Annotated in this window: 22 protein-coding genes and 1 tRNA gene; 15 read left to right on the forward strand and 8 right to left on the reverse strand. The window is 71.9% G+C overall.

Translation table 11 applies throughout. From position 1 onward, the window contains the following. Positions 1-29: 29 nt before the first annotated feature. The 3 genes from AB0F18_RS15325 to AB0F18_RS15335 all read right to left on the reverse strand — a co-directional run bounded on the left by AB0F18_RS15325 (position 30) and on the right by AB0F18_RS15335 (position 3616). Positions 30-341, reverse strand: a complete 312-nt coding sequence (locus AB0F18_RS15325; protein WP_362059878.1) for an FmdB family zinc ribbon protein — start codon at positions 339-341, stop codon at positions 30-32. Between the two features lie 67 nt (positions 342-408). Next, the gene (locus tag AB0F18_RS15330; RefSeq protein WP_362059881.1) at positions 409-1740 is read right to left on the reverse strand and encodes an MFS transporter; all 1332 of its coding nucleotides are present in this window, start codon (positions 1738-1740) and stop codon (positions 409-411) included. A 415-nt stretch (positions 1741-2155) separates the two neighbouring features. Beyond that, entirely contained in the window at positions 2156-3616 is a 1461-nt protein-coding gene (locus AB0F18_RS15335; protein ID WP_362059884.1) for a potassium/proton antiporter, read from the reverse strand. Between the two features lie 281 nt (positions 3617-3897). On the opposite strand from AB0F18_RS15335, the gene AB0F18_RS15340 reads away from it, so the two are divergent. Continuing rightward, on the forward strand, positions 3898-6801 hold the full coding sequence (locus tag AB0F18_RS15340) for a penicillin acylase family protein (RefSeq protein WP_362059887.1): 2904 nt from the start codon (positions 3898-3900) through the stop codon (positions 6799-6801). 42 nt (positions 6802-6843) lie between these two features. On the opposite strand, the gene AB0F18_RS15345 is transcribed toward AB0F18_RS15340, so the two are convergent. After that, positions 6844-7470: a 5-formyltetrahydrofolate cyclo-ligase gene (locus tag AB0F18_RS15345; protein WP_362059890.1), complete on the reverse strand. Its 627-nt coding sequence runs from the start codon at positions 7468-7470 to the stop codon at positions 6844-6846. Positions 7471-7564: 94 nt separating this feature from the next. On the opposite strand from AB0F18_RS15345, the gene galU reads away from it, so the two are divergent. From galU to AB0F18_RS15380, 7 genes are all read left to right on the forward strand, one after another. Continuing rightward, on the forward strand, positions 7565-8467 hold the full coding sequence (gene galU, locus AB0F18_RS15350; protein WP_362059893.1) for a UTP--glucose-1-phosphate uridylyltransferase GalU: 903 nt from the start codon (positions 7565-7567) through the stop codon (positions 8465-8467). A gap of 4 nt (positions 8468-8471) precedes the next feature. Continuing rightward, complete coding sequence (gene glp, locus AB0F18_RS15355; RefSeq protein ID WP_362059896.1) at positions 8472-9815, forward strand: gephyrin-like molybdotransferase Glp; 1344 nt, start codon at positions 8472-8474, stop codon at positions 9813-9815. A gap of 173 nt (positions 9816-9988) precedes the next feature. Beyond that, positions 9989-10468, forward strand: coding sequence for a cyclic pyranopterin monophosphate synthase MoaC (gene moaC / locus AB0F18_RS15360; RefSeq protein ID WP_344151322.1), 480 nt, complete (start codon positions 9989-9991; stop codon positions 10466-10468). Positions 10469-10509: 41 nt separating this feature from the next. Further along, on the forward strand, positions 10510-11061 hold the full coding sequence (locus tag AB0F18_RS15365; RefSeq protein WP_362059955.1) for a MogA/MoaB family molybdenum cofactor biosynthesis protein: 552 nt from the start codon (positions 10510-10512) through the stop codon (positions 11059-11061). A 17-nt stretch (positions 11062-11078) separates the two neighbouring features. Further along, the gene (locus AB0F18_RS15370) at positions 11079-11699 is read left to right on the forward strand and encodes a GNAT family protein (protein WP_362059899.1); all 621 of its coding nucleotides are present in this window, start codon (positions 11079-11081) and stop codon (positions 11697-11699) included. 154 nt (positions 11700-11853) lie between these two features. Then, on the forward strand, positions 11854-12882 hold the full coding sequence (locus tag AB0F18_RS15375; protein WP_362059902.1) for a hypothetical protein: 1029 nt from the start codon (positions 11854-11856) through the stop codon (positions 12880-12882). A 128-nt stretch (positions 12883-13010) separates the two neighbouring features. Next, positions 13011-13084, forward strand: a tRNA-Ala gene (locus tag AB0F18_RS15380). A 298-nt stretch (positions 13085-13382) separates the two neighbouring features. Here the strand turns inward: AB0F18_RS15380 and AB0F18_RS15385 are convergent. Then, entirely contained in the window at positions 13383-13892 is a 510-nt protein-coding gene (locus AB0F18_RS15385) for a GNAT family N-acetyltransferase (RefSeq protein ID WP_362059905.1), read from the reverse strand. Positions 13893-13930: 38 nt separating this feature from the next. On the opposite strand from AB0F18_RS15385, the gene AB0F18_RS15390 reads away from it, so the two are divergent. Beyond that, positions 13931-14734, forward strand: a complete 804-nt coding sequence (locus AB0F18_RS15390; protein ID WP_362059908.1) for an exodeoxyribonuclease III — start codon at positions 13931-13933, stop codon at positions 14732-14734. Here the strand turns inward: AB0F18_RS15390 and AB0F18_RS15395 are convergent. Beyond that, the gene (locus AB0F18_RS15395) at positions 14716-15405 is read right to left on the reverse strand and encodes a MerR family transcriptional regulator (RefSeq protein WP_362059911.1); all 690 of its coding nucleotides are present in this window, start codon (positions 15403-15405) and stop codon (positions 14716-14718) included. The two genes, AB0F18_RS15390 and AB0F18_RS15395, sit on opposite strands and share 19 nt — an antisense overlap. Positions 15406-15624: 219 nt before the next feature. Here AB0F18_RS15395 and AB0F18_RS15400 point away from each other — a divergent pair, with 219 nt between their 5' ends. The 4 genes from AB0F18_RS15400 (at position 15625) to AB0F18_RS15415 (ending at position 19237) form a co-directional block, all read left to right on the forward strand. Further along, on the forward strand, positions 15625-17178 hold the full coding sequence (locus tag AB0F18_RS15400; RefSeq protein WP_362059958.1) for an NAD(P)/FAD-dependent oxidoreductase: 1554 nt from the start codon (positions 15625-15627) through the stop codon (positions 17176-17178). Continuing rightward, complete coding sequence (locus tag AB0F18_RS15405) at positions 17175-18101, forward strand: alpha/beta hydrolase (RefSeq protein ID WP_362059914.1); 927 nt, start codon at positions 17175-17177, stop codon at positions 18099-18101. Before AB0F18_RS15400 ends, AB0F18_RS15405 begins: the two co-directional genes overlap by 4 nt. After that, a complete protein-coding gene (locus tag AB0F18_RS15410) occupies positions 18098-18982 on the forward strand; it encodes an SDR family oxidoreductase (protein WP_362059917.1) in 885 nt (294 codons plus the stop codon). Before AB0F18_RS15405 ends, AB0F18_RS15410 begins: the two co-directional genes overlap by 4 nt. Before the next feature lie 75 nt (positions 18983-19057). Further along, positions 19058-19237 (forward strand): hypothetical protein, encoded by a 180-nt coding sequence (locus tag AB0F18_RS15415; protein ID WP_362059920.1) that lies wholly within the window; start codon positions 19058-19060, stop codon positions 19235-19237. Between the two features lie 161 nt (positions 19238-19398). Here the strand turns inward: AB0F18_RS15415 and AB0F18_RS15420 are convergent, their stop codons facing one another. Then, a complete protein-coding gene (locus AB0F18_RS15420; protein ID WP_362059923.1) occupies positions 19399-22662 on the reverse strand; it encodes a S41 family peptidase in 3264 nt (1087 codons plus the stop codon). 191 nt (positions 22663-22853) lie between these two features. Between AB0F18_RS15420 and AB0F18_RS15425 the strand changes: the two genes are divergently transcribed. Together AB0F18_RS15425 and AB0F18_RS15430 are read left to right on the forward strand one after the other, a co-directional pair. Then, entirely contained in the window at positions 22854-23432 is a 579-nt protein-coding gene (locus tag AB0F18_RS15425; protein ID WP_362059961.1) for a TetR/AcrR family transcriptional regulator, read from the forward strand. A gap of 165 nt (positions 23433-23597) precedes the next feature. Beyond that, the gene (locus AB0F18_RS15430; RefSeq protein WP_362059926.1) at positions 23598-25808 is read left to right on the forward strand and encodes an MMPL family transporter; all 2211 of its coding nucleotides are present in this window, start codon (positions 23598-23600) and stop codon (positions 25806-25808) included. Between the two features lie 90 nt (positions 25809-25898). Here the strand turns inward: AB0F18_RS15430 and AB0F18_RS15435 are convergent, their stop codons facing one another. Next, a complete protein-coding gene (locus AB0F18_RS15435) occupies positions 25899-26333 on the reverse strand; it encodes an SsgA family sporulation/cell division regulator (protein ID WP_362059929.1) in 435 nt (144 codons plus the stop codon). Positions 26334-26436 lie beyond the last annotated feature (103 nt).

Raw genomic sequence — 26436 nt, forward strand, 5'->3', positions numbered from 1 at the left:
GAACGGGGCCTTACGGAAGACGTACGGGATCAGGCGGCCGAGCTGGAGCTGCCGCCCGTGCTCGTGGATGTCGAGGAGGATGCGGCGGCCGGGGCCGAAGCGGTCGACGTCGTCGTGGACGACGAGGAAGACGACTTCGAGGCGGGCGTGCTGCTCGACGAGGCGCCACGGCTGTCGTTCCGGTAGAAACCGGAGCCCTTGAAGACGATGCCGACGGCGGAGAACACCTTCTTCAGGCGTCCGTCGCAGCTCGGGCAAACGGTCAGCGCTTCATCGGTGAACTTCTGCACGGCCTCAAGGCCCTCACCGCACTCGGTGCACTGGTACTGGTAGGTCGGCACGAATTTCCTCCTGGCACTCTGACTCGATGAGTGCTAACGACGATCCATGGTGACGTATTCCGGCGGATCAGTCCACCGTCACGGGCGTGCGGTGACCGAAGCCACGCTCGGCAGCACCCTCCGGGCCGGCCTTCTTCGCCGCGGTGGCGGCCGGCGCGGAGGAGCTCACGATGCGGCTCGGGGCCGCCGGCGCGAGCTTCGCGCGCAGCGCCAGCAGCGTGGCCAGAGCCAGCGCGGTGGCGGCCAGCGGCACCAGGAAGCCGTACGAGGACCCGTGCGCGTCCGTCAGGCGGCCGGCCACGATCACCGCGACGGCCTGACCGAAGGCGACCGCGCCGGTCAGCCAGGTGAAGGCCTCGGTGCGCGAGGCCGCCGGGACCAGCTGCTCGATCATCGTGTAGCCGGTGATCAGCGCGGGGGCGATGCACAGACCCACGAGCATGCCGACGGCGCCCATCAGGACGGCCGAGTTCACGGCCCACAGGACCGAGGCGGCGGCGGTCAGGCCGGCGTAGCCCAGGATCAGGCGGCGGCGCGGGCCGATCTTCCAGGCGACGGCGCCCATGGTGATGCCCGCGATCATGTTGCCGGCCGCGAAGACGCCGTACAGCAGACCGTTGGCGCCCGGGTTGCCGATCTCGCCGGCGAAGGCGGTGAGGGAGACCTGCATGCCGCCGAAGACGGCGCCGATGCCGAGGAACGCGACGATCAGGACGCGCAGGCCGGGGAAGGACAGGGCGGAGGCGTGCTTCTCGCCGTGGGCCGCCGCCGGGGCGGCCTTCGGCTCGGTGGAGCGCTGCGCGGCGAAGAACAGGCCGCCGAGCAGGGTCAGGGCCGCCTCGGTGGCCAGGCCGGCCGCCGGGTGGACGCCGGTGCACAGCGCGGTGGCGAGCACCGGGCCGACGACGAAGGTGAACTCGTCGGTGACGGACTCGAACGCGGCCGCCGTCGGCAGCAGCGGGGAGCCCTCCAGCTTGGCGGCCCAGCGGGTCCGGACCATGGGGCCGACCTGCGGGACGGAGGCGCCGGCCGGGACGGCGGCCAGCGCGAGCGCCCACAGCGGGGCGCCGACGAGGGCCAGCGCGGTCAGAGCGCAGACCGCGGCGGCGTGGACGAGGACGCCCGGCACGAGGACGGCGCTCTGGCCGCGGCGGTCGGTGAGCTTGCCCATGACCGGGGCGAACAGGGCCATGGAGACGCCGGTGACGGCGGAGACGATTCCCGCGTCGCCGTAGGAGCCGGTGGCGTGCTGGACGAGCAGCAGGATGCTGATGGTCAGCATGCCGAACGGCAGGCGGGCGGCGAAGCCGGGGAGGACGAAGGAGAGAGCACCGGGCGTGCGCAGGAGCTGCCCGTAGCCGGGTCGGGCGGACGTGTCGGTCGTGACCGCGGATGTCACGGCCTGGCCTTTCCGCTGCCTGGTAGAGCGTCCCCGTCTGCGGACGGCCGGCCGCCTTGTGAGCGACCGCACCCGTACATGTGGGAGCCCCGAGAGCTGTCCTCTTGCGCAGAACCGAGTGATACCTGGGCGCCCACTGCGGGAGGGAGCCACGGCCGCTTTGCGGTCGCGCCAGCTCTGCGTCAGGCAGAGTTGGTTCGATCTGGTGTGCCTTCATCCTACAGGGGAATCCACTACCACGCCCTGTGATTACGGTGACAAGGCATGTCTTCACCTGCGATTAACTGGAACTTCGCATTCCGACCCTCCGATATGGGGGCAAGGTCGGTTGCAAGCCACCGAAAATGGCTGTTTTAGAATGCCGCTCTAACCAGAAACCGCCGCCCGGACGGCCGTGACGGCCACCCTCCGGTACCTAGAGTGACGTTCCGCCACCGGTACCCAGCCACCCCGCCAGCTTGCCTCCGCGCGCCACCGCCCGCAGCCGCGCCTCCGCCGCGTCCCGCACCGGATCCGTGGCCACCACCAGCAGCTCGTCCCCCCGGCGCAGCACCGTCGACGGCGCGGGCACGAAGCTCTTCGAGTCCCGGACCACCAGCGTCACCGAGGCCCCGGCCGGCAGCCGCAGCTCGCCGACCTCCACGCCGTGCATCCGCGAGGCCTCGGGTATCGCGAACGACAGCAGGTGCCCGCGCAGCTTCTCCAGCGGCGCCGACTCGATGCCCAGGTCCGCCGCGGCCTCGTCCGTCTCGCGCAGGTTCAGCTTGCGCGCCAGCCACGGCAGGGTGGGGCCCTGGACCAGCGTGTAGACGACCACGAGCACGAAGACGATGTTGAAGACCCGGTCGCTGCCCTCGATCCCCGTCACCATCGGGATCGTCGCCAGGATGATCGGCACGGCGCCGCGCAGCCCCGCCCACGACATCAGCACCTGCTCCTGCCACGCGACCCGGAACGGCAGCAGACTGGCGAACACCTCCAGCGGCCGCGCCACCATCGTCAGCACCAGTCCGATGATCACGGCGGGCCAGAAGTCCCCCGCCAGCTCGTGCGGCGTCACCAGCAGGCCCAGCAGCACGAACATGCCGATCTGCGCAATCCAGCCCAGCCCGTCCGCGAACCCCCGCGTGGCCGGCCAGTGCGGCAGCTTCGCGTTCCCCAGCACCATCGCCGCCAGGTACACCGCGAGGAAGCCGGAGCCGTGCGCCATCGCGCCGGCCGCGTACGCGCTCACGGCTATCGCCATCACGGCGATCGGGTACAGGCCGGAGGCGGGCAGGGCCACGTGCCGCAGTCCGAACGCCCCCAGGAAACCCACCGCCAGGCCTATCGCGGCGCCGATCGCCAGCTCCAGCGCGATCTTGCCGACCAGCACGTACCACGCGTCCACCGGCCCGACCGTCGCGAAGGCCACCACCAGGATGACGACGGGAGCGTCGTTGAAACCGGACTCGGCCTCCAGTACGCCCGTCACGCGCGAGGGGAGCGGGACCTTCCGCAGGACCGAGAAGACCGCCGCCGCGTCGGTCGAGGAGACGACCGCGCCGATCAGCAGCGACTGCCGCCATTCGAGTCCGACCAGGTAGTGCGCGCCGGCGGCGGTGACCCCGACGCTGACCGCGACGCCGACCAGCGACAGGACGACCGCCTGCGGCAGGGCCGGTCTGATCTCTTTCCACTTGGTGCCCAGACCGCCCTCGGCGAGGATCACGACGAGCGCGGCATAGCCGATGACCTGCGTCAGCTCGGCGTTGTCGAATACGACGTTGCCGATGCCGTCCTGGCCTATCGCTATGCCTATGCCGAGGTAGATGAGCAGGCTGGGGAGGCCGCTGCGTGAAGAGATGCGTACCGCCGCGACGGCGACGAGCAGCACGAGCGAGCAGACCAGCAGGAGCTCATTGAGCGTGTGGACAGTCAGTGGGTGGCCCTTTCCTCAAAGCGCGTCCGGCGGAACGTTCCACCAGCGGCGTATTCGGCAAGTGCTTCGTTACCTTACCTAATCTTTGACGGACTCTTTACGCGATACCCACATTGTGAAACGGCTGTTCGCCCCTGTCCTATGGACCTTGACCCCTGGCGGATCAACGGAGGCGGTCCTGCGCCTATGGTTGCTCCCAGAACTCCCAGGACCACCCTGCCCCTCGAAGGACAGCGATGCCCGCCAAAGAATCCGGACCTTCCGTCAAGAAGAAGGGACGACGCGCACGCCTGCTCGTGCTCGTCTTGGTCCTGGCGCTCTTGGCGGGCCTCGGCTACGGCGCGTACTGGAGCGTGGACACCGTGCGCGCTTCGTTCCCGCAGACCACCGGCTCCCTCAAGGTCCCAGGCCTGACCGGGACCGTCGACGTCAAGCGCGACGAGCACGGCATTCCCCAGCTCTACGCCGACCGCGACGAGGACCTCTTCCGCGCGCAGGGCTTCGTGCACGCGCAGGACCGGTTCTGGGAGATGGACGTACGCCGTCACATGACCTCCGGCCGGCTCTCCGAGATGTTCGGCTCCGGACAGGTCGAGACCGACGCCTTCCTGCGCACCCTCGGCTGGCGCCAGGTCGCGCAGGAGGAGTACGACAAGAAGCTCTCGCCCGAGACGAAGAAGTACCTCCAGGCCTACGCCGACGGGGTCAACGCGTACCTGAAGGGGAAGTCCGGCAAGGGCCTCTCCCTCGAACACGCCGCCCTCAAGCTCACCGACGGCTACAAGCCCGAGCAGTGGACGCCGGTCGACTCGGTGGCCTGGCTCAAGGCGATGGCCTGGGACCTGCGCGGGAACATGCAGGACGAGATCGACCGCTCGCTGATGGCGAACAAGCTCACGCAGGCGCAGATCGACGAGCTCTACCCGGCGTACCCCTTCGACCGGAACAAGCCGATCGTCGAGGGCGGCAGCGTCGCGGGCGGCAAGTACGCCCCCCAGGGCACCGCCGGCTCCGCCGCGGCGGGCACCGGCACGGGCGCCACGGGCACCGGTACGACCGGCACCGGCACCGGCACGGGCGGCACCGCCGGCTCCACCGCGGGCGCGGCAACCGGCGCCGGCTCGCAGGCCACCCCCAACGGCGGCGTCAACCCCGCCACCGGCCTCGCCGACAACGCGAGCGCCCAGGGCGCGACCGTCGGCCTGCGCACGCAGCTGACCGCCCTGTCCAAGACCCTGGACGACATCCCGGCCATCCTCGGCCCCAACGGCAGCGGCATCGGCTCCAACTCCTGGGTCGTCTCCGGCAAGTACACGACCACCGGCAAGCCGCTGCTCGCGAACGACCCGCACCTGTCCCCGCAGCTGCCCTCGGTCTGGTACCAGATGGGCCTGCACTGCCGCGCCGTCTCGGCCCAGTGCCAGTACGATGTCGCCGGCTTCACCTTCTCCGGCATGCCGGGCGTGGTCATCGGCCACAACGCCGACATCGCCTGGGGCATGACCAACCTCGGCGCCGACGTCACCGACCTCTACCTGGAGCAGGTCCGTCCCGAGGGCTACGTCTACGACAACAAGGTCGTCCCCTTCACCACCCGTGAAGAGGAGATCAAGGTCGCGGGCGGCAAGAGCAAGAAGATCACCGTCCGCACCACCAACAACGGACCGCTGATCTCCGACCGCAGCGACGAGCTCGAAACCGTCGGCTCCCGCGCCCCCGTCCCGAGCTCGGCCCCCGACCGCGGCACCGGCTACGCCGTGGCCCTGCGCTGGACCGCCCTGGACCCGGGCAAGTCGATGGACGCCGTCTTCAGGATCGACCGCGCCAAGGACTTCGCGAGCTTCCGGGCCGCGGCCGCGGACTTCGAGGTCCCGTCGCAGAACCTGATCTACGCCGACAACAAGGGTGCCAACGGCAACATCGGCTACCAGGCCCCGGGCCGCATCCCGGTCCGCGGCCAGGGCGACGGCCGCGTGCCGGCCCCCGGCTGGGACCCCAAGTACGCCTGGAAGGGCGGCCGCGACGGCAACGCCGGCTACGTCCCGCAGAACGAGCTGCCCTGGGAGCTCAACCCGCAGCGCGGCTACATCGTCACCGCCAACCAGGCCGTCACCGAGTCCGGCACGGGCGCGGGCAAGTACCCGTACGTGCTGACCACCGACTGGGGCTACGGCGCCCGCAGCCAGCGGATCAACGACCTCATCGAGGCGAAGGTCAAGGACAGCGGCAAGATCTCCACCGACGACATGCGCACCATGCAGATGGACAACAGCAGCGAGATCGCCGCGCTGCTGACCCCGATGCTGGCCAAGATCCCGGTCTCCGACCCGGACGTGCGCTCGGCGCAGAAGCTGCTGGAGGGGTGGAACTACACCCAGGAGAACGACTCCGCGGCGGCCGCCTACTTCAACGCGGTCTGGCGCAACATCCTCAAGCTGGCGTTCGGCGACAAGATGCCGAAGGAGCTGCGCGTCGAGGGCAGCTGCATGAACGTCATCGAGGAGAGCACCGGCCCGAACGACGACCTCGCCAAGACCGTCCGCGAGTGCGGCACCCGCGGCTCCGACTCCGCGCAGCCGGACGGCGGCGACCGCTGGTTCGAGGTGGTCCGCCGCCTGGTCAAGGACGAGAAGTCGCCGTGGTGGACGGCCACCCCGAAGACCGTCCACGACAAGCCGATCAAGACCCGCGACGAGCTCTTCGCCCGCGCCATGGAGGACGCGCGCTGGGAGCTGACCGCCAAGCTCGGCAAGGACCAGTCGACCTGGAGCTGGGGCCGGCTGCACCAGCTGACGCTGAAGAACCAGACCATCGGCAAGGAGGGACCCGGCTTCATGCAGTGGGTCCTCAACCGCGGCCCGTGGAACCTGGGCGGCGGCGAGGCCACCGTCAACGCCACCGGCTGGAACGCCTCCAGCGGGTACGACGTCACCTGGGTGCCGTCGATGCGGATGGTCGTGAACCTCAACGACCTGGACAAGTCCCGCTGGATCAACCTGACCGGCGCCTCGGGCCACGCGTATGACGGCAGCTACACCGACCAGACGACGATGTGGGCCAAGGGCGAACTGCTGGACTGGCCGTTCGGGAAGGACGCCGTCGACAAGTCGACAGTGGACACCCTGACGCTCAAGCCGTGAGCGGCGCGCCCCGATCCGGACCCGGCGCTCCGGATGCCGTGATCAGGGCGTGAAGCGCACCACCCCCGACGGGGTGGCGACCGCCTGGACGGGGTGGTCGTGCGGTTCCTCCGGGACCCGCGCGACCACCTCTTCGTCGTAGAGGAGCACCACCAGCGCCGGATGCGCGCCGGCCCGCTCCAGCCGCGCCAGCACCCGGTCGTACGAGCCCCCGCCGCGCCCGAGCCGCATCCCGCGCCGGTCCACCGCCAGCCCTGGCAGCAGTACCGCGTCCGCGCCGGTGACGGCCTGCGGGCCCAGCGGGGGACCGGAGGGCTCCAGCAGCCGCATCTTCCCCGGGTGCGCGGCCTCGGCGAGGCTGTCCGGGCCCTCGTACGCCGCCCAGTCGAGGTCGTTGTCGGGCAGCAGCAGGGGCAGCAGCACCCGCTTCCCGGCGTCCCGCAGCGCGTCGAGCAGCTCGCGGGTGCCCGGTTCCGCGCCGACGGAGACGTACGCGGCCACCGTGCGCGCGCCGGCCAGCTCGGGCAGCGCCAGCGCGGAGCGCGCGAGCGCGCGGGCCGCCGTACGGCGGGACTCGGGCGACAAGGCCCGGCGGGCGGCGAGGAGTTCCCGGCGCAGGGGGCCCTTTTCGGGTGGGAACGGGGGGATTTCGGGCGACTGCTCTACCACGGTTGAGTCACATTTCCTTTTCTATCGGGACAGAGTCGGATGTATTTACCGGAATCTGGCCGGGTGTTCGGTGCGACCCACTATCGTTCTGCCCATGACTCAGTCGCACCCCGTGATCAAGAAAGCCGTCATTCCGGCCGCGGGCCTCGGTACTCGTTTCCTCCCGGCGACCAAGGCGACCCCCAAGGAAATGCTCCCGGTCGTGGACAAGCCGGCGATCCAGTACGTGGTCGAGGAGGCCGTCTCGGCCGGCCTCGACGACGTCCTCATGATCACAGGACGTAACAAGCGGCCCCTTGAAGACCACTTCGACCGCAACTACGAGCTGGAGTCGGCCCTGATCGCCAAGGGCGACGACGACCGGCTGAAGAAGGTCCAGGAGTCCAGCGACCTCGCCACCATGCACTACGTCCGCCAGGGCGACCCGCGCGGCCTCGGCCACGCCGTCCTGTGCGCCGAGCCGCACGTCGGGAACGAGCCCTTCGCCGTCCTCCTCGGCGACGACCTCATCGACCCCCGCGACCCCCTGCTGCGCCGGATGGTCGACGTCCACGAGCAGACCGGCGGCACCGTCATCGCCCTGATGGAGGTCGACCCCGCCCACGTGCACCTCTACGGCTGCGCCGCCGTCGAGCCGACCGACGAGGACGACGTCGTCCGCGTCACCGGCCTCGTCGAGAAGCCGGAGCCCGCCGAGGCCCCCAGCAACTACGCGGTCATCGGACGCTACGTCCTGCACCCCGCGATCTTCGGCATACTGCGTGAGACCGAGCCGGGCCGCGGTGGGGAGATCCAGCTCACCGACGCCCTGCAGAAGCTGGCCGCCGACGAGAGCGTGGGCGGCCCGGTGCACGGCGTGGTCTTCCGCGGCCGCCGCTACGACACCGGGGACCGGGGGGACTACCTGCGGGCCATCGTCCGACTCGCGTGCGAACGTGAGGACCTGGGCCCGGAGTTCCGCACCTGGCTTCACCGTTACGTCACGGAGGAGATGTAGCACCTTGAGCAGCAGCGCACCGCAGGACACCGGCCACCACCGCCTGTGGTCGGTGGACGAGCACCTCGCGGACGTCCTCGCGGCCGTACGGCCGCTGGAACCCATCGAGCTCCAGCTGCTCGACGCCCAGGGCTGCGTCCTGGTCGAGGACGTCACCGTGCCCGTCGCCCTCCCGCCCTTCGACAACAGCTCCATGGACGGCTACGCCGTCCGCACGGCCGACGTCCAGGGCGCGAGCGAGGAGTTCCCCGCGGTGCTCACGGTCATCGGGGACGTCGCGGCGGGCAGCGGCGAGCTGCCCACCGTCGGCCCCGGCCAGGCCGCCCGCATCATGACCGGCGCCCCGCTGCCGCCCGGCGCGGAAGCCGTCGTACCGGTCGAGTGGACCGACGGCGGCACGGGCGGCGGCGCCTCCTCCGGGATGACCCCGGCCAGCTCCGCGCCCGAGGGCGCCGGCGGCGAGGTACGGGTCCACCGCGCGGCCGAGGCCCGGGCGCACGTCCGCGCCCGCGGCAGCGACGTACAGGCCGGCGACCTGGCGCTGGCCGCCGGCACCGTCCTCGGCCCGCCGCAGATCGCGCTGCTCGCCGCCATCGGCCGGGGCACCGTACGGGTCCGGCCGCGCCCGCGCGTGGTCGTCCTGTCCACCGGCAGCGAGCTGGTCCAGCCGGGTGAGGCGCTGGCCGCCGGGACGATCTACGACTCCAACAGCTTCTCGCTGGCCGCCGCCGCCCGCGACGCCGGCGCCATCGCGTACCGGGTCGGCGCGGTCGCCGACGACGCCGACACGCTGCGCGCCACCATCGAGGACCAGCTGATCCGCGCCGACCTGCTGGTTACCACGGGCGGGGTCAGCGTCGGCGCGTACGACGTGGTCAAGGAGGCCCTCACCGCCGCCGGCACCGGCGACGGTGAGGAGCCGCAGGCCGGCGGCGTGGACTTCCGCAAACTCGCGATGCAGCCCGGCAAGCCGCAGGGCTTCGGCACGGTCGGCCCCGACCACACCCCGCTGATGGCCCTGCCCGGAAACCCGGTGTCCTCGTACGTCTCCTTCGAGCTGTTCGTGCGTCCCGCGATCCGGGCCCTCATGGGGCTGCCGGCGTCGCAGGTCAGCCGGCCGAGCGTGCGGGCCGTGCTGAAGGCGGACCAGCCGATCGGCTCCCCGGCCGCGCGCCGGCAGTTCCTGCGCGGCACGTACGACGCCGAGACCGGCACGGTCAGCCCGGTCGGCGGATCGGGCTCCCACCTGATCGCCGCGCTGGCGCACGCCGACTCGCTGATGGTCGTACCGGAGGACGTCACCTCGGTGGAGCCGGGCGACGAGCTGGAAGTGATCCTGCTCGGCTGACCGTCCCGTGCCGGCCGGGCGTGCCGCCCGGCCGGTGCCCGCGCCCCGCAGGGGCCCCGGGCAGCCTGTTCGGCCTGTGGTCCTGCCCGGCTGAGGACCGCCCGGTGCGGGTAGCGTGTTGCACCACACAGGCCCCGGCGTTTCGGGGCCCGGAGCGGGAGCGGCACGTAGACATGAGTACGCAGAGCAGGCTGACGCACATCGACGAGGCCGGCGCGGCCCGGATGGTCGACGTATCGACAAAAGACGTCACCACCCGCACGGCGCGCGCCAGCGGCCGCGTCCTGGTCTCTCCCCGGGTGATCGAGCTGCTGCGCGGCGAGGGCGTGCCGAAGGGCGACGCCCTCGCCACCGCGCGGATCGCCGGGATCATGGGGGCGAAGAAGACCCCCGACCTGATCCCGCTCTGCCACCCGCTGGCGGTCTCCGGGGTGAAGGTGGACCTGAAGGTCGCCGACGACGCCGTCGAGATCCTCGCCACCGTGAAGACCACCGACCGCACGGGCGTGGAGATGGAGGCGCTGACCGCGGTCGCCGTCGCCGGCCTCACCGTGATCGACATGGTGAAGGCCGTCGACAAGGGCGCGGTCATCACCGACGTCCGCGTGGAGGAGAAGACGGGCGGCAAGTCCGGCGACTGGACCCGCTCGTGACGCCCCCGCGCGGCGGCGAGGTCCACAGCCACGTGCCGCCCGTGGCCGACGAGGCCCCGGAGGCTGCGGCGCCCGGCACCGGCGCGCCCGCCCCCCGCGGCCTGGTGGTCACCGCCTCCAACCGCGCCTCGCAGGGCGTGTACGCCGACAAGGGCGGCCCGCTGCTGGCCGAGGCGCTGGAGAAGCTGGGCTTCGCGGTCGACGGCCCGCGCGTCGTCCCGGACGGCGACCCCGTCGAGCGGGCGCTGCGCGAGGGCGTGGCCGCCGGGTACGACGTCATCCTGACCACCGGCGGCACCGGCATCTCGCCGACCGACCGGACCCCGGACGCGACCGCCCGCGTGCTCGACTACGAGATCCCGGGCATCCCGCAGGCCATCCGTGCCGAGGGCCTCGCCAAGGTGCCGACCGCCGCCCTGTCGCGGGGCCTGGCCGGCGTGGCCGGCCGCACGCTGATCGTGAACCTGCCCGGCTCCACGGGCGGGGTCAAGGACGGCCTCGCGGTGCTGTCGCGGATCCTGCCGCACGCCGTCGACCAGATCCGCGGCGGCGACCACCCCAGACCGGACGCGGCACCCGGGAGCCCGAGCTGAACGGCCCGTCCTGGCCGGTGGTGCTGGCGGACGGCGACGTCACGCTGCGGCCGATAAAACTGCGCGACCAGCGCGCCTGGCGCGAGGTCAACCGGCGCAACCGCGACTGGCTGCGGCCGTGGGAGGCCACCATTCCGCCGCCCGCGCCGTGGGGGCCGGTGATCCACCGGCCCACGTACCGGCAGATGGTCCGCCACCTGCGGGCGGAGGCGAACGCCGGCCGGATGCTGCCCTTCGTCATCGAGTACCAGGGGCGGCTGGTCGGCCAGCTGACGGTCGCCGGGATCACCTGGGGATCGATGTGCGCCGCCCATGTGGGCTACTGGGTGGACCGGGACGTGGCCGGCCGCGGGGTGATGCCGACGGCCGTCGCCCTCGCCGTGGACCACTGCTTCGCGAAGGTCGGGCTGCACCGCATCGAGGTGTGCATCCGCCCGGAGAACGGCCCCAGCCGGCGGGTGGTGGAGAAGCTGGGCTTCCGCGAGGAGGGGCTGCGGCCGCGTTATCTCCATATCGACGGGGCGTGGCGCGACCATCTGGTGTTCGCGCTCACCGCGGAGGAGGTCCCGGAGGGGCTGCTGCGCCGCTGGAACCGGGTGCGCAAGAAGGAAAGCCCGCCGCCGTCGACCACACCGTAAAACAGGTAATCGCAAAAGCGTTCGAATTGCTGGTCGATTCGCCCATAACCTGATCCGAAGAATCACAAAAAAAGTCGGTGATATCAGCCGGATCGTGCGACACACCGGCCCAATTGGCTGATCCGGTCGGCCGTGCCCCTCTACGGTGTGGGGTGTGAGCAGCAGCGGCCTCATCTACGCAGTCATCGTCGGGGCCTGGGCCGCCTACTTGGTGCCCATGTGGCTCCGGAGGCAGGACGAGCTGAACGAAGCGCGTCCGACGGAACGCTTCTCCACCGCCATCCGGCTGCTTTCCGGCCGGGCGGGAATGGAGCGCCGTTACGCCAAGGGGCTGCGTGAGCGCGGTGAAGTCCAGGCGGAGCCCCAGCCCCACGCGGACCCGGACGCGGCGACGGAAACGGTGAATTCCGTGGACGCCGACGCCCGGGCCCTCGGCGTGTCCCCGACCAGGGCCGAACCGAGATCGGTCGAGGTCGAACGGGTCGAACGGGTCCGGCGCCAGCAGCGCCTCCAGGTCCTCGCGCGCCGCCGGCGCACCACGGCCCTGCTCTTCCTCGCCTTCAGCGGTGGCGCGATCGCCGCGGCCGTCGGCGGGCTGCGCTACCTGTGGGCGCCCGCCGTGCCCGCACTGCTGCTGAGCGCCTACATCGTGCACCTGCGGGTCCAGGAGCGGCGCCGCTACGAGTTCACGATGGACCGGCGCCGCGCCGAGGCGGCCGCCCGCGCCCTGCGCGAGAGCCGCCCCCGCCACCGCGACCCCGAACCCGCCGGCATCACCGAGCCGGACCCCGCGCCGCCGGTCTCCCCGCAGGAGGCCGGACGCCGCGCGCTCGTCGAGCAGACCGACCACGCCGAGTGGGTCGACCAGCAGCGCGAGCGCGAACGCGGCCCGGCGCGCGGCGACAGCTGGGAACCCGTACCGGTCCCGCTGCCCACGTACGTGACGGCGCCCGTCGCCCCGCGCGCCACCGGCCCGGTGAACCCGGACGGCTGGAGCGCGACCCGTTCCAGCACCGCCGAGCCGACGAACCCGCGCCTGCGTGCCCAGCCGGGCCCGGCGCCGGCGAAGCCGGACCCCAAGGCGCAGCCGGCCGCCCCGCGGCCGCGCGGCCGCGAGGCCGGGCGCACCCCGCTCTTCGACCAGTACGAGAGCGACGATCGGCCGCGCGCCGCGAACGAGTGACGCGGCCGGCGCGTTACGCGTGACCTGCGAGGACCCGGCCGGATCCGCCGGCCGGGGTCCGCGGGTCGCCTGCCGGGAACGCGTTTTGGAGCAGCGGCGCGGGGATGCTAATGTTTCACACGTCGCAAGGGCCTGTGGCGCAGTCTGGTAGCGCACCTCGTTCGCATCGAGGGGGTCTGGGGTTCAAATCCCCACAGGTCCACAGACGACAGTTTCCGAGTAGCTCTCGGAAACGTCACGAGATCCCGTCCGGTCGGAAGACCGGGCGGGATTTCGGCGTTTCCGGGTGACCCAACTCCGGGACGGCGCCACGGTGCAGGCGTGGGAAGTGCTCGGCGGAGCCGGCGAGCTGGTGGAGCGGGTGGGTTACCGGGGGCCGAGTGCCCTGGAGGGGCCGCTGCCGGTACGGGAGTTGGCGCGGGCCACCGTCGGTGTAGGGGGCCTGTGGGTGTCGGGTGCCGCTGCGCGGAGCCGGTCCCCGCGCAGCGGCTCCGGCGGCGTCAGGAGGGTGCGGCCGGGGAGGGGAGGGGCTTGGCCATGCAGCGGCTCGACTCGTAGGCGCGGTAGTAGCCGAACTTCTCCGACAGCGCGTACCCCGACGACAGGTACAGCGCGATCGCCTCCGGCTGCTGGTCGCCGGTCTCCAGGACCATCCGCCGCCGCCCGGCCGCCGTCGCGTCGGCCTCCAGCTCCGCCAGGATGCGGCGGGCCAGTCCCCGTCCGCGGGCCTCGGGGACGACGAACATGCGCTTGATCTCGGCGTCGCCGTCCGCGTAGCCCTCGTCGTTGTGGTCTTGCGCACGCCAGCCGCCGCTCGCCACCGGGACGTCCGAGGCGTCGTACGCGAGCAGGTAGAGGCCGGCCGGCGGGACGAACATCGCCGGGTCGAGGAAGGTGGCGTCGCCCTCGCCGTCGTACCGCGCCCGGTATTCGAGCTGGACCTGGGCGTCGAGTTTCAGCGCGTCCGGGTGGTCGTACGGTACGGCGCGCAGGTGTATCCCGTGAGACATCAGAACATCGTACGGAAGGCTGCGGTTATGGTGCTGGGATGCTCACCGTGACCTCCGTGAATGTGAATGGGATCCGCGCCGCCGCCAAGAAGGGCTTCGTGGAGTGGCTCGCCGGATCCGATGCCGACGTCGTGTGCCTGCAGGAGGTACGGGCGGAGGAAGCGCAGATTCCGGTGGAGGCGCGGGAGCCCGGGGGCTGGCACACCGTGTTCGCGCCGGCCGCTGCGAAGGGCCGGGCCGGCGTCGCCCTGTATACGCGCAAGTCACCTGAACGGGTGCAGGTGGGTTTCGGCAGTGACGAGTTCGACACGAGCGGGCGGTACCTGGAGATCGACCTGCCCGGCGTCACCGTGGCGAGCCTGTACCTGCCCTCCGGCGAGGCCGGTACGGAGAAGCAGGAGGAGAAGTACCGCTTCATGGCGGAGTTCCACACCTACCTCGGGGCGCTGAAGGCGCGGGCCGCGGCCGACGGCCGGGAGGTCGTGGTGTGCGGTGACTGGAACATCTGCCACCGGGAGGCCGACCTCAAGAACTGGAAGACCAACCGGAAGAACGCCGGCTTCCTGCCCGAGGAGCGGGAGTGGCTCGGGAAGGTGTACTCGGAGGCCGGGTACGTGGACGTGGTGCGCGTGCTGCACCCCGACACGGAGGGCCCGTACTCCTGGTGGTCCTACCGCGGGCGGGCCTTCGACAACGACGCCGGCTGGCGCATCGACCTCCAGGTCGCGACGCCGGGGCTGGCCGCCAAGGCCGTCAAGGCGTTCGTCGAGCGGGCCGAGACGCACCCGGAGCGGTGGTCCGACCACGCGCCCGTGACCGTCGTCTACGAGCTCGGCGTCTGAGGCGGCCGGGGAGTCCGCGGCGCTGCGGGGCCGCGCCGCTGGTGCAGGCGGTCCATCGCCATCGTGAGTTCGGCCTCGACCACGCTCTTGGCCAGCGGGCGCATCCGGGTGACGGCCTCCTCCCCGATGTGGGCGGAGATCAGCTCGGTGAACAGCTCCGCCAGGGCGTCCGCGTGCTCGCGCACCCGGCGGCCCGTCTCCAGTACCGCGGCGAGCGGTACGCCCTCGCGGACCAGGGCGGAGGAGACGTCCAGCAGGCGCCGGCTGACGTGCACGATCTCCTCGCCGTCGGTGGCGAGGTAGCCGAGGTCGAGGGCGGCCGCCAGGTTCTCCGGGGTGACCTCGCCCTCGAAGTGGTCGGCGAGGGCCTCCGGCGAGAGCCGCACGGGGGTCTCGTCCGACCAGCCCATGCCGAGCAGCTCGCCGAGCTGGCCGACGTCGCGGCCCTTCTCGAAGGCGGCGGTGAGTTCCGCGATGCCGCCGAGGGTGTGGCCGCGTTCCAGCAGGGCGGCGATGGTGCGCAGCCGGGCCAGGTGCTGGTCGTCGTACCAGGCGATGCGGCCCTCGCGGCGGGGCGGCGGGAGCAGCTTGCGCTCGCGGTAGAAGCGCAGGGTGCGCACCGGAATGCCAGCGGCCTCGGCCAGCTCCTGAGTCCGGTACTCGCGCGTCACAGCCGCCTCCGCCTCCCACGTCCCCCGCGTCTCCACATGCGCAGCCTAGGGCGTACCCCCGGTAACTTTCCGGGCGCGACCCCTACCCATGGGTACGGAGCTGCTCTACCCTCCCGATTGTGCCAGTGATTGCTGGCAGTGTTGCGATGAGTGTGTGATGGCGTGGCTTGGCGTGGCTGGGACGGACTGCGGAAGCGGGAGGCGGCGGGCATGAGCGGCATGGGCGGGCGTGAGCACGGGCGCGAGCACGTACGGGTGGCGGTGATCGGGTCCGGGTTCGGCGGGCTCGGCGCGGCCGTGCGGCTGCGGCGCGAGGGGATCACGGACTTCGTCGTCCTGGAACGGGCCGACTCCGTCGGCGGCACCTGGCGCGACAACAGCTATCCCGGGTGCGCGTGCGACGTCCCCTCGCACCTGTACTCGTTCTCCTTCGCACCCAACCCCGACTGGCCCCGCACCTTCTCCGGGCAGCCGGCCATCCGCGCCTACCTGGAGCACGTCACCGACACCTTCGGGCTGCGCCCGCACATCCGCTTCGGCCACGAGGTCATGCTGATGCGCTGGGACACCGAGGAACTGCGCTGGGAGATCGACACCTCGGCGGGCGCCTTCACCGCCGACGTCGTGGTGTCGGCGACCGGGCCGCTGTCGGACCCGAAGATGCCGGACATCCCGGGACTGGACGAGTTCCCCGGCAAGGTGTTCCACTCCGCGCGCTGGGACCACGACTACGACCTGCGCGGCAAGCGGGTGGCGGTGATCGGCACCGGCGCCTCCGCGATCCAGATCGTGCCCGCCATCGCCCCGAAGACGGCGCGCCTGACCCTCTTCCAGCGCACCCCGCCGTGGGTCATGCCGCGCACCGACCGGGCCATCGGCTCCCTGGAGCGCAGGCTGCACCGGCAGCTGCCGTTCACCCAGGCGGCCCGGCGCGGGCTGCTGTGGGGGATCCGGGAGCTGCAGGTCAGCGCGTTCACCAAGCGGCCGAACCAGCTCGGGCTCATCGAGTCGCTCGCCAAGGCCAATATGGCGCGCTCCATCAAGGACCCGGCGCTGCGGGCCAAGCTGACGCCCTCGTACCGGATCGGCTGCAAGCGGATCCTGCTCTCCAGCGAGTACTACCCGGCCCTCGCGCGGCCCGACGTCGACCTGGTCGCCTCCGGGCTGAAGGAGGTCAGGGGCTCGGTGCTGGTCGCCGCGGACGGAACCGAGACCGAGGCCGACGCGATCATCTTCGGCACCGGCTTCCACGTCACGGAGCTGCCGGTCGCCGAGCGGGTGATCGGTGCGGACGGGCAGACCCTCGCGGACACCTGGAAGAACGGGATGCAGGCGCTGCGCGGGGCGACGGCGGCCGGCTTCCCCAACTGGATGACGATCATCGGGCCGAACACCGGCCTCGGCAACAGCTCGATGATCCTGATGATCGAGTCCCAGCTGAACTACATGGCGGACTACCTGCGCCAGCTGTCCCTCCTCGGCGACGGCCGCGGCGGGCGCACCGCGCTCGCCGCGCGGCCCTCCGCCGTCAACCAGTGGAACCGGCACGTGCAGGCGCGGATGGAGCGGACCGTGTGGAACACGGGCGGCTGCACCAGCTGGTACCTGGACGCGGCGGGCCGCAACACGACGGTCTGGCCCGGTACGACGGGTGAGTTCCGGCGCGCCACGTTGACGGTCGACCTGGCCGAGTACGAGGTCGTACGGGTACGGGGGCGCGACGGCACGGCCCAGCGGGCCGCGGCCCCCGCCGCCGCGGAGGGGGCGGCGTGAGCCGCGCGCCGCACGTCACCGCCGGGCGGTACGCGCCGCCGGCCGCCGGGCGCGAGCTGGTCGCCGTCTCCGCCGACGGGTCCCGGCTGCACGTCGAGGTCCACGGACCCGACGGCGCCCCGGCCGTGGTCCTCTCCCACGGCTGGACCTGCTCCACCGCCTTCTGGGCCGCGCAGATCCGGGAACTGGCCCGCGACCACCGGGTCATCGCCTACGACCAGCGCGGCCACGGCCGCAGCCCGGCCGCCGCCGCGTACAGCACCGCCGCCCTCGCCGACGACCTGGTCGCCGTACTGGAGGCCACCCTCGCCCCCGGCGAGCGGGCCGTCGTCGCCGGGCATTCCATGGGCGGCATGACCGTCATGGCCGCCGCCGGCCGGGCACGGTTCGCCGAGCACGCCGCCGCCGTCCTGCTGTGCAGCACCGGCAGCTCGCGGCTGGTCGCCGAGGCGACCGTGCTGCCGCTGCGCCCCGGGCGCGCCCGGACCCGTATGACCCGGGGGCTGCTGGGCTCACCCGCCCCGCTCGGGCCCGTCACCCCCGCCACGCGGGCGGTGCTCAGGTACGCGACCATGGGCCCGGGTTCCGCGCCCGACCGGGTGGAGGCCTGCGCCCGGATCGTGCACGCCTGCCCCGCCGGGGTGCGCCGCGCCTGGTCGCACGTACTGGCCGGGCTCGACCTGGACGACGGGGTGGCGCGGCTGACGGCGCCCACCGCCGTGATCGCGGGCCGTGGCGACCGGCTCACCCCCGTCGTGCACGCCCGCCGGCTCGCGGCCGCGCTGCCGCACTGCGTGGGACTGACCGAACTCACCGGCATGGGTCACATGACCCCGGTCGAGGCACCCGAGGCCGTCACCGGCGCCGTACGCGACCTGGCATCTCGATATGTCGACAATGTTGAGAAGGAGAAGACGCCGTGAGTGCTCGCAGGAGTCTGGAAGGCCAGGTCGCCGTCGTCACCGGGGCCGCCCGCGGGGTCGGCGAACTGCTCGCCCGCAAGCTGTCGGCGCGCGGTGCGAAGGTCGCGCTCGTCGGCCTGGAGCCGGAGGCGCTCAAGGAGGTCTCCGAACGGCTGCACACCGACAGCGACCACTGGTACGCCGACGTCACCGACCACGAGGCGATGGCCCAGGTGGCGCAGGAGGTCAAGCAGCGCTTCGGCAAGGTGGACATCGTCGTCGCCAACGCGGGCGTGGCCTCCGGCGGACCGTTGGTGGACTCCGACCCGGAGGCCTGGCGGCGGGTGATCGAGGTCAACCTGATCGGCGGCGCCGTCACCGCCCGCGCCTTCCTGCCCGTCCTCATGGAGAGCCGCGGCTACTTCCTGCAGATCGCCTCGCTCGCCGCGATCACCCCCGCCCCCATGATGACGGCGTACTGCGCCTCCAAGTCCGGCGTCGAGGCCTTCGCGCACTGCCTGCGGGCCGAGGTCGGCTACAAGGGCGTCAAGGTCGGCGTCGGCTACCTCTCCTGGACCGACACCGACATGGTGCGCGGCGCCGACCAGCACGACGTGATGCGCGAACTGCGCGGGCGCCTGCCCTGGCCGGCGAACCGGACCTACCCCCTCGGCCCGGCCGTGGACCGGATCGTCGCCGGGATCGAGCGGCGCTCGGCGCACGTGTACGCGCAGTGGTGGCTGCGCGGGATGCAGGGCGTACGGGGCTACCTGCCGGCGGTCATCGCGGCGGGCGGGCAGCGCGAGATGAAGCGGTTCGAACCCCGGCTGGCCGGGGTGCCCAAGGGGCTGGTGGGCGCCGGCGGGGCCGCCGACGAGCAGGAGCGAACCCGCCACAATTGATCAAAATGCGCCCTTTGTCCCCTCGTGTCAGTCTGGTCGAGGCCCGACCACCAACACCCCTCAGGGAGTGCAAGCATGGGTATCAAGGACCAGTTCCAGGACAAGGCGCAGGAACTCAAGGACAAGGCGCAGAAGGCCCAGCAGGGCGCGAAGGGCGAGGCTTCCTCGCGGTCCCAGCAGGCCAAGGCCAAGAAGCCGCAGGCGCAGCAGAAGACCGACGACATCCGCGCCGAGCTCGACGACAGCTGGGACTGACACAGCCCGGACCGGCTCCGGCTCACCGGGCCTGACTGCTACCAGGCCCGTCAGCACACAGCGCCGAGGGGCGCGGCCCGTATCTCCTACGGGTCGCGCCCCTTCCTCGTGCCTGCCGTTCATGCCTGCCGTTCGTACGACCGTCGTACGAACGGCAGGCGTCACGGCCGCGGCGGCAGCTTCGGCCGGCGGCCGTCCGGGACGTCGGTGTAGCCGGGCGGGATCGCGGCCGGGTCCTGCTCCAGCAGCTCCAGCGCCAGGTACACCGCGTCGTCCAGCTGTGCGTGCCGCCCCTCCGCCCAGTCGAGCGGGGTGCGCTGGATCGCCAGGTCCGGCTCCACGCCGTGGTTCTCCACCGACCACCCGTACTCCGGGAACCAGGCGGCGTTCATCGGCACGGTGATGACCGTGCCGTCGCCGAGGGTGTGCCGGCCGGTCATGCCGACCACACCGCCCCAGGTGCGCTGGCCCACCACCGGGCCCAGGCCGAGCAGTTTGAACGCGGCGGTGATCATGTCCCCGTCGGAGGAGGTCGCCTCGTCGGCCAGGGCGACGATCGGCCCGCGCGGGGCGTTCGAGGCGTAACTGACCGGCTGGGCGTCGCGCGTCAGGTCCCACCCCAGAATCGATCGGGTGAGTTTTTCGACGACGAGTTCACTGATGTGCCCGCCGGCGTTGCCGCGCACGTCGACGATCAGGGCGGGCCGCGACATCTCCATGCGCAGGTCGCGGTTGAACTGCGCCCAGCCCGAGCCGCCCATGTCGGGGATGTGCAGGTAGCCGCAGCGGCCGCCGCTGACCTCCCGGACCACGGCGCGGCGCTTGGACACCCAGTCCTGGTAGCGCAGCGGCCGTTCGTCGACCAGCGGGACGACCGCGACGCGGCGGGCGTGGCCCTCGCCCTCGGCCGGGGTGAACGTCAGCTCCACGGTCGTGCCCCCGGCCGCCGCGAGCAGCGGGTACGGGCCGGCGACGGGGTCGACGGGCCGGCCGTCGACGTGGGTGAGCACCGCGCCCTCGCGGATGCCGGTGCCGGCGAGCGGGGAGCGGGCCTTGGAGTCGGAGGACTCGCCGGGCAGGATCCGCGCGACCACCCACCCCTCGTCACGGCGCACCAGGTTGGCGCCGAGGAGGCCGATCGCACGCTGGTAGTGGGGCGGGCCCTCGTTGCGGCGGGCGGGGGAGACGTAGGCGTGCGAGGTGCCGAGTTCGCCGAGCACCTCGCGCAGCAGGTCGGCGAACTCGTCGGGGGACGCGACCCGTTCGACCAGGGGGCGGTACTGGCTCAGCACCGCGTCCCAGTCGATGCCGCACATGTTCGGCTCCCAGAAGTACGCGCGGATGAGCCTGCCGGCCTCCTCGTAGGCCTGCCGCCACGCGGCCGCCGGGTCCACCTCGTGCAGGATGCGCCGCAGGTCGAGGTAGACGGTGGAGTCGCCGTCACCCGATTCGGTGGCCGGCACGGCGCGAAGGTCACCGTCGTCGTTGACGACCAGCCGGGTGCCGTCGCCGCTGACCGCGAACCAGTCCAGCCCGGAGGCCAGTTCGGTCTTGCGGGCCTTGGTCATGTCGAAGTGCTCCAGCGTGGGCTTGCCGCTGGTGTCGGCCGGGTTGGCGAAGGTCTCGCCGAGCGCGCCCGAGATGGGCCAGCGCAGCCACACCAGTCCGCCGCCGTGCACGGGGTGGAGGGCCGAGTACTTCGAGGCGGTCACCGGGAAGGGGGTGACCCGGCTCTCCAGGCCCTCGACCTCCACGGTCACCGTCCCGTCGCCCTCCCCGGGCTCGCCCTCGACGGGGTCGAGCCCGCCCGCCGCCGGGCGCCCGTCGGGGGAGAAGGCGAAGGGGGAGGGGGTGGCAGAGGAGAGCGGCACCAGGTACGGGCGGCAGCCCAGCGGGAACGACAGGTCGCCGGTGTGCACGTCGTACACCGGGTCGAACCCGCGCCACGACAGGAAAGCGAGGTAACGGCCGTCCCGCGTGAAAACCGGGTTTTCATCCTCGAAGCGGCCGTTGGTGACGTCGACGACGACGCGCGCGCCAGGCCCGGAGATCTTCGCCATCTTGATCTGCCGCAGCGAGCGGCCGATACCCGGGTGCGACCAGGTCAGCCAGCAGCCGTCGGGGGAGAAGGCGAGGTCGGTGACGGGCCCGTTGATGGACCGGATCAGCTCGGTGACCTCGCCGTTGGACTCCTCCGTCGCGTCGAGGAGCAGCAGCCGTCCGTCGTTGGAGGCGATGGCGAGCCGCTCGCCGGCCGGGTCGGACAGCAGCTCGGTGACGCGGCCCAGCTCGCCCGAGGCGAGCCGGCGCGGCTCGTGCTCCCCGGAGGCGCGGGGGAGGTAGGCGATCTCGATGGCGTCCTCGCCTTCGGCGTCGGTGACGTAGGCGACCTGGCCGCTGCTGCCGAGCATCTCCGGGAGGCGGACGCGTACGCCGGGGGTGTCGGCGATGGTGCGGGCCGGTCCGTCGCGGTGGGTGAGCCAGTACAGGCTGCCGCGGACGACGACGGCGCTGGCCCGGCCGGTGGTGTCCACGGCCAGCGAGTCGACATGGCTGGCGGCGGGCACCTGGTACGTACGCCGTCCCGCGCGCGGGCCGCCGAGGCGGACGTCGAGTCTGCGGGGGGAGGCGTCCTCGGCGAGGGAGTCCACCAGCCAGAGGTCGCCGGCGCACTGGTAGACGACGCGGGAGCCGTCGCTGGAGGCGTGGCGGGCGTAGAACTCCTCGTGGTCGGTGTGGCGGCGCAGGCCGGTGCCGTCCGGCAGGCAGGAGTAGAGGTTGCCGATGCCCTCGTGGTCGGAGAGGAAGGCGATGCGGCCGCCGACGAACATCGGCGATTCGATGTGGCCTTCGAGGTCCTCCAGCAGGCGTGCGCCGTGCAGCCACAGCCGGCCGGTGGCGCCGCCGCGGTAGCGCTTCCAGGCGGCGGGTTCGTGCGGGGGCTTGCCGGTCAGCAGCAGGCTGTGGTGCTCGCCGTCGACGTCGGCGACCTGGATGTCGGAGACGGGGCCCCAGGGCAGGCGGCCGCCGGGGCTGCCGTCGGTGGGCAGCTTGTAGGCCCAGGAGTAGTAGGAGAACGGCTGTCCGTGCGAGGAGACGGCCAGGATGTTGCCGTCGGGGTCCCAGCCGCAGACGCGGGTGTCGGTGGAGCCCCAGTAGCTGAGCCGGCGTGCCGGGCCGCCGTCCACGGGGGCCAGGTGGATCTCGGGATCGAGGCTGCGCCAGGTGGTGAAGGCGATGTGCCGTCCGTCGGAGGAGAAGCGGGGGTGGCCGACCCGGGTGCGGTCGACGGTGATCCGCCAGGCCCGGCCCGGGGTGTGGCCCTCGGGGACCAGCGGGGCGATCCACAGATCGTCCTCGGTGGCGAAGCACAGCAGGTCGTCGTGCAGGTGCGGGAAGCGGAGGTACGCGACGTCGTGACTCACCCCACAATGCTTTCCGCGCCGGAGGGGCCCGGCAACTCGTACAGGTGAGCCATGTGTGACCCACGCCACCGGTTCCAGCGAAACGGAACGGTTTCGTTTCGTTAAGGGGGCGGGTAGGCTGCCATGTGTACGAAACCGTTTCGTTCGGATGGGTGGTCGTGATGAAGGGAAGCTGCCGGGTGACCGACGCGATGTCGGCGCGGCGCAGCCGGATCACCCCCGAGCGGGAGGCCGAGCTCCACGAGGCGGTCCTCGACCTCCTCCGCGAGGTCGGGTACGAGGCGCTGACCATGGACGCGGTCGCCGCCCGTACGAAGTCCAGCAAGGCCACCCTCTACCGCCAGTGGGGGAGCAAGCCGGAACTGGTCGCGAAGGCCCTCCGATGTACCCAGCCGGTCTCCCTGCGGGAGATCGACACGGGCACCCTGCGCGGGGACTTCGCACGCATGGTCGCTCACTCCGACGACGCGCAGATGGCCAAGGACACCGCCCTGATGCGGGGTCTGGCCCATGCCGTCCACGAGAGTCCGGAGCTGCACCGGGCGCTGCGCGACCTGCTGGTCGACCCGGAGATCAACGGTCTCCAGGCCATGCTCCGCCGCGCGGTCGAGCGGGGCGAGGTCCGCCCGGACTGTCCCGCGCTGGACTTCGTACCGCACATGCTCATCGGGGCGTTCATCGCACTGCCGCTGATCGAGGACCGGTCCGTCGACCGGGAGTTCCTCAACCAGTTCATCGACGCCGTGGTCTTCCCCGCCCTCGGCGTCTGACTCCCCAGCGACTCCCCAGCGACTCCGCACACCCGTAAGAACCGCTGCTGCTCCTGACACGCCGCTCTCGTCGTCGGGCCGGCTTTCCACGCCCTGATCCGCCCATGGCCGATGGCCGAATGGGCGCAGGATCCATCCCACGACCTGAAACGGGAGAACCACGACGTGGCCACCTTCCTCTACCGGCTCGGGCGCGGTGCCTTCAGGCGCCGCGGCCTCGTCGCCCTCATATGGGTGGCGCTGCTGGTCGCCGCCGGCTTCGGCGCCGCGACGGCCGGCGCGCCCACCTCCGGCTCGTTCTCGATCCCCGGCACCGAGGCCCAGAAGGCCTTCGACCTGCTGGACAAGAAGTTCCCGGGCATGTCCGCCGACGGCGCGACCGCCCGTATCGTCGTCAAGGCCCCGGCCGGCGCCAAGGTCACCGACCAGGGCCCCAAGTCCGAGGTCCAGAAGCTGATCTCCGGTCTGAAGGAGGGCGAGGGCGCCGCCCAGGTCGCCACCGTCGACGACCCGTACCAGATGCAGGCGGTGAGCCAGGACGGCTCCACCACCTACATCACGGTGAAGTACAAGGTCAGCGGCATGGAGCTGAAGGACGTCACGCGTGACGCCCTCAAGGACTCCGGGCACGACGCGCAGAAGGCCGGCCTCCAGGTGGAGATCGGCGGCGACGCGCTGATGGAGGCCCCCGAGACCGGCTCCGGCGAGGCCGTCGGCATCCTGATCGCCGGCATCGTCCTGGTCATCACCTTCGGCTCGCTGGTCGCGGCCGGGCTGCCGCTGCTGACCGCGCTGATCGGCGTCGGCATCGGCGTCTCCTCGATCACCGCGCTCGCCAACGTGCTGGACCTCGGCTCCACCACCTCCACCCTCGCGATGATGATCGGCCTCGCGGTCGGCATCGACTACGCCCTGTTCATCGTCTCCCGCTACCGCGTGGAGCTCGCCGAGGGCCGCGAGCGCGACGAGGCCGCCGGCCGCGCCGCCGGAACCGCCGGGTCCGCGGTCGTCTTCGCCGGTCTGACCGTGGTCATCGCCCTGGTGGGCCTGGCCGTCGTCAACATCCCGATGCTGACCAAGATGGGTGTCGCGGCCGCCGGAACGGTGGTCATCGCGGTGCTCGTCGCCCTGACGCTGGTCCCGGCGATCCTCGGCTTCGCGGGCAAGAAGGTGCTGCCCGCCGGCAAGAAGAGCAAGCTGTTCGGCAAGGGCCGCCCGGCCGGCGGCGAGGAGAAGCCCAACGGCGGCACCCGCTGGGCCCGCTTCGTGCTGCGCCGCCCGGTCATGGTGCTGCTGGCCGGCGTGATCGGCCTCGGCGCGATCGCGATCCCGGCGAGCAAGCTGGAGATGGGCCTGCCGGACGACGGCGCCAAGCCGGTCTCCACCAGCCAGCGCAAGGCGTACGACATGCTGTCCGAGGGCTTCGGCCCGGGCTTCAACGGTCCGCTGATGGTGGTCGTGGACGGCGACAAGGTGCTCGCCGACAAGACCGCCGACCGGATCAAGGGGCTGGAGGGCGTGGTCGCGGTGACCCCGCCGCACCAGAACGAGGCCAAGGACGCCGCGGTCATCAGCGTGATCCCGAAGGAGCGTCCGTCCTCGACCGAGACCGAGGACCTGGTCCACAAGATCCGCGAGGGCAACGGCGACGACGTGTTCGTCACCGGCGCGACCGCGATGAACATCGACTTCTCGCAGAAGATGAACGACGCGCTGCTGCCCTACCTGGCGCTCGTGGTCGGCTTGGCCTTCCTCCTGCTGATGCTGGTGTTCCGCTCGATCCTGGTTCCGCTCAAGGCGGCCCTCGGCTTCCTGCTGTCGGTCGTCGCCGCCCTCGGTGCGGTCGTCGCGGTCTTCCAGTGGGGCTGGCTCGGCTCCGTCTTCGGAGTGGAGCAGACCGGTCCGATCATGTCGATGATGCCGATCTTCATGGTGGGCGTCGTCTTCGGTCTGGCGATGGACTACGAGGTCTTCCTCGTCACCCGGATGAGGGAGGCGTACGTCCACGGCGAGCGCCCGGGGCAGGCCGTGGTGACCGGCTTCCGGTTCAGCGCCCGCGTGGTCGTGGCCGCCGCCGTCATCATGATCGCCGTCTTCTCCGGCTTCCTCGGCGCCAGCGACGCGATGGTCAAGATGATCGGCTTCGGCCTGGCCGTCGCCGTCCTGTTCGACGCCTTCGTGGTGCGCATGGCGATCGTGCCGGCGGTGCTGGCGCTGCTCGGCCACAAGGCCTGGTGGCTGCCGGCCTGGCTGGACCGGATCCTGCCGAACGTGGACGTGGAGGGCGAGAGCCTGCGCAAGCACCTCGGGGAGTCCGCCCGGGAGTCCGGGTCCCCGGAGGACCCCGACAAGGAGCGCGAGCTCGTCAACGCGTGATCGGCTGACGGCTGACGCCGCGGCTGGAACCCGGCCCCGCATCTGGAACCCCAGGTGCGGGGCCTACGCCGTACGGGTGGCCGCGGCGGCTTACGCCGTACGGGTGGCCGCGGGGCGCGCGCCGGTGCCGGGTCTCGCGCCGTCGGCGGTGGAGGCGGAGTGCGTACGGCGCAGGAAGCGGCGCAGTACGGCGCTGTCGAACTGGATGACGGCGACACCCTCGGGGGAGTGGAACTCGACGACCGCCTGGACCCGGCCGCAGGGCCAGACCCGTACGTCCCCGGTTCCGGTCGGCGCGAGCAGGCCGGCCTCCAGGAGGGCGCGGGGGAAGACCCACTCGTTGTCGGTGCCCTCGGGGGACAGCTCGGCGGGGAAGACGATCCGTACGGCCAGGGGCTCGGCGGGGGTGAACCGCAGGGCCACCGGAATGGCGCGGTAGAGGGGGTCGTCGGTGATCACGCGGGCGCTGACCCGCTCCTCGACGGCCGCGGCGGTGGCGGGTGGATTCTCGGCGGTGGCTGACATCGACCGGACTCCTCGAATCGGAACATTTGCGTCCGTTTGTCCGTCCAGCCTCGCACATTCCGGCGAAATCGCACGAAGGTATTTGTGGCGCGACTGCTCTTGC

Origin of the sequence: Streptomyces sp. NPDC029216 (assembly GCF_040648015.1) — a bacterium.
In the GTDB taxonomy this organism is placed as follows: domain Bacteria; phylum Actinomycetota; class Actinomycetes; order Streptomycetales; family Streptomycetaceae; genus Streptomyces.

Coding starts and splice junctions, on each gene's coding strand:
- AB0F18_RS15435 (WP_362059929.1), bottom strand. CDS start 26,333: ATGTCAGCCACCGCCGAGAATCCACCCGCCACCGCCGCGGCCGTCGAG.
- AB0F18_RS15415 (WP_362059920.1), top strand. CDS start 19,058: ATGGGTATCAAGGACCAGTTCCAGGACAAGGCGCAGGAACTCAAGGAC.
- galU (WP_362059893.1), top strand. CDS start 7,565: ATGACTCAGTCGCACCCCGTGATCAAGAAAGCCGTCATTCCGGCCGCG.
- AB0F18_RS15390 (WP_362059908.1), top strand. CDS start 13,931: ATGCTCACCGTGACCTCCGTGAATGTGAATGGGATCCGCGCCGCCGCC.
- moaC (WP_344151322.1), top strand. CDS start 9,989: ATGAGTACGCAGAGCAGGCTGACGCACATCGACGAGGCCGGCGCGGCC.
- AB0F18_RS15385 (WP_362059905.1), bottom strand. CDS start 13,892: ATGTCTCACGGGATACACCTGCGCGCCGTACCGTACGACCACCCGGAC.
- AB0F18_RS15425 (WP_362059961.1), top strand. CDS start 22,854: ATGTCGGCGCGGCGCAGCCGGATCACCCCCGAGCGGGAGGCCGAGCTC.
- AB0F18_RS15340 (WP_362059887.1), top strand. CDS start 3,898: ATGCCCGCCAAAGAATCCGGACCTTCCGTCAAGAAGAAGGGACGACGC.
- AB0F18_RS15400 (WP_362059958.1), top strand. CDS start 15,625: ATGGGCGGGCGTGAGCACGGGCGCGAGCACGTACGGGTGGCGGTGATC.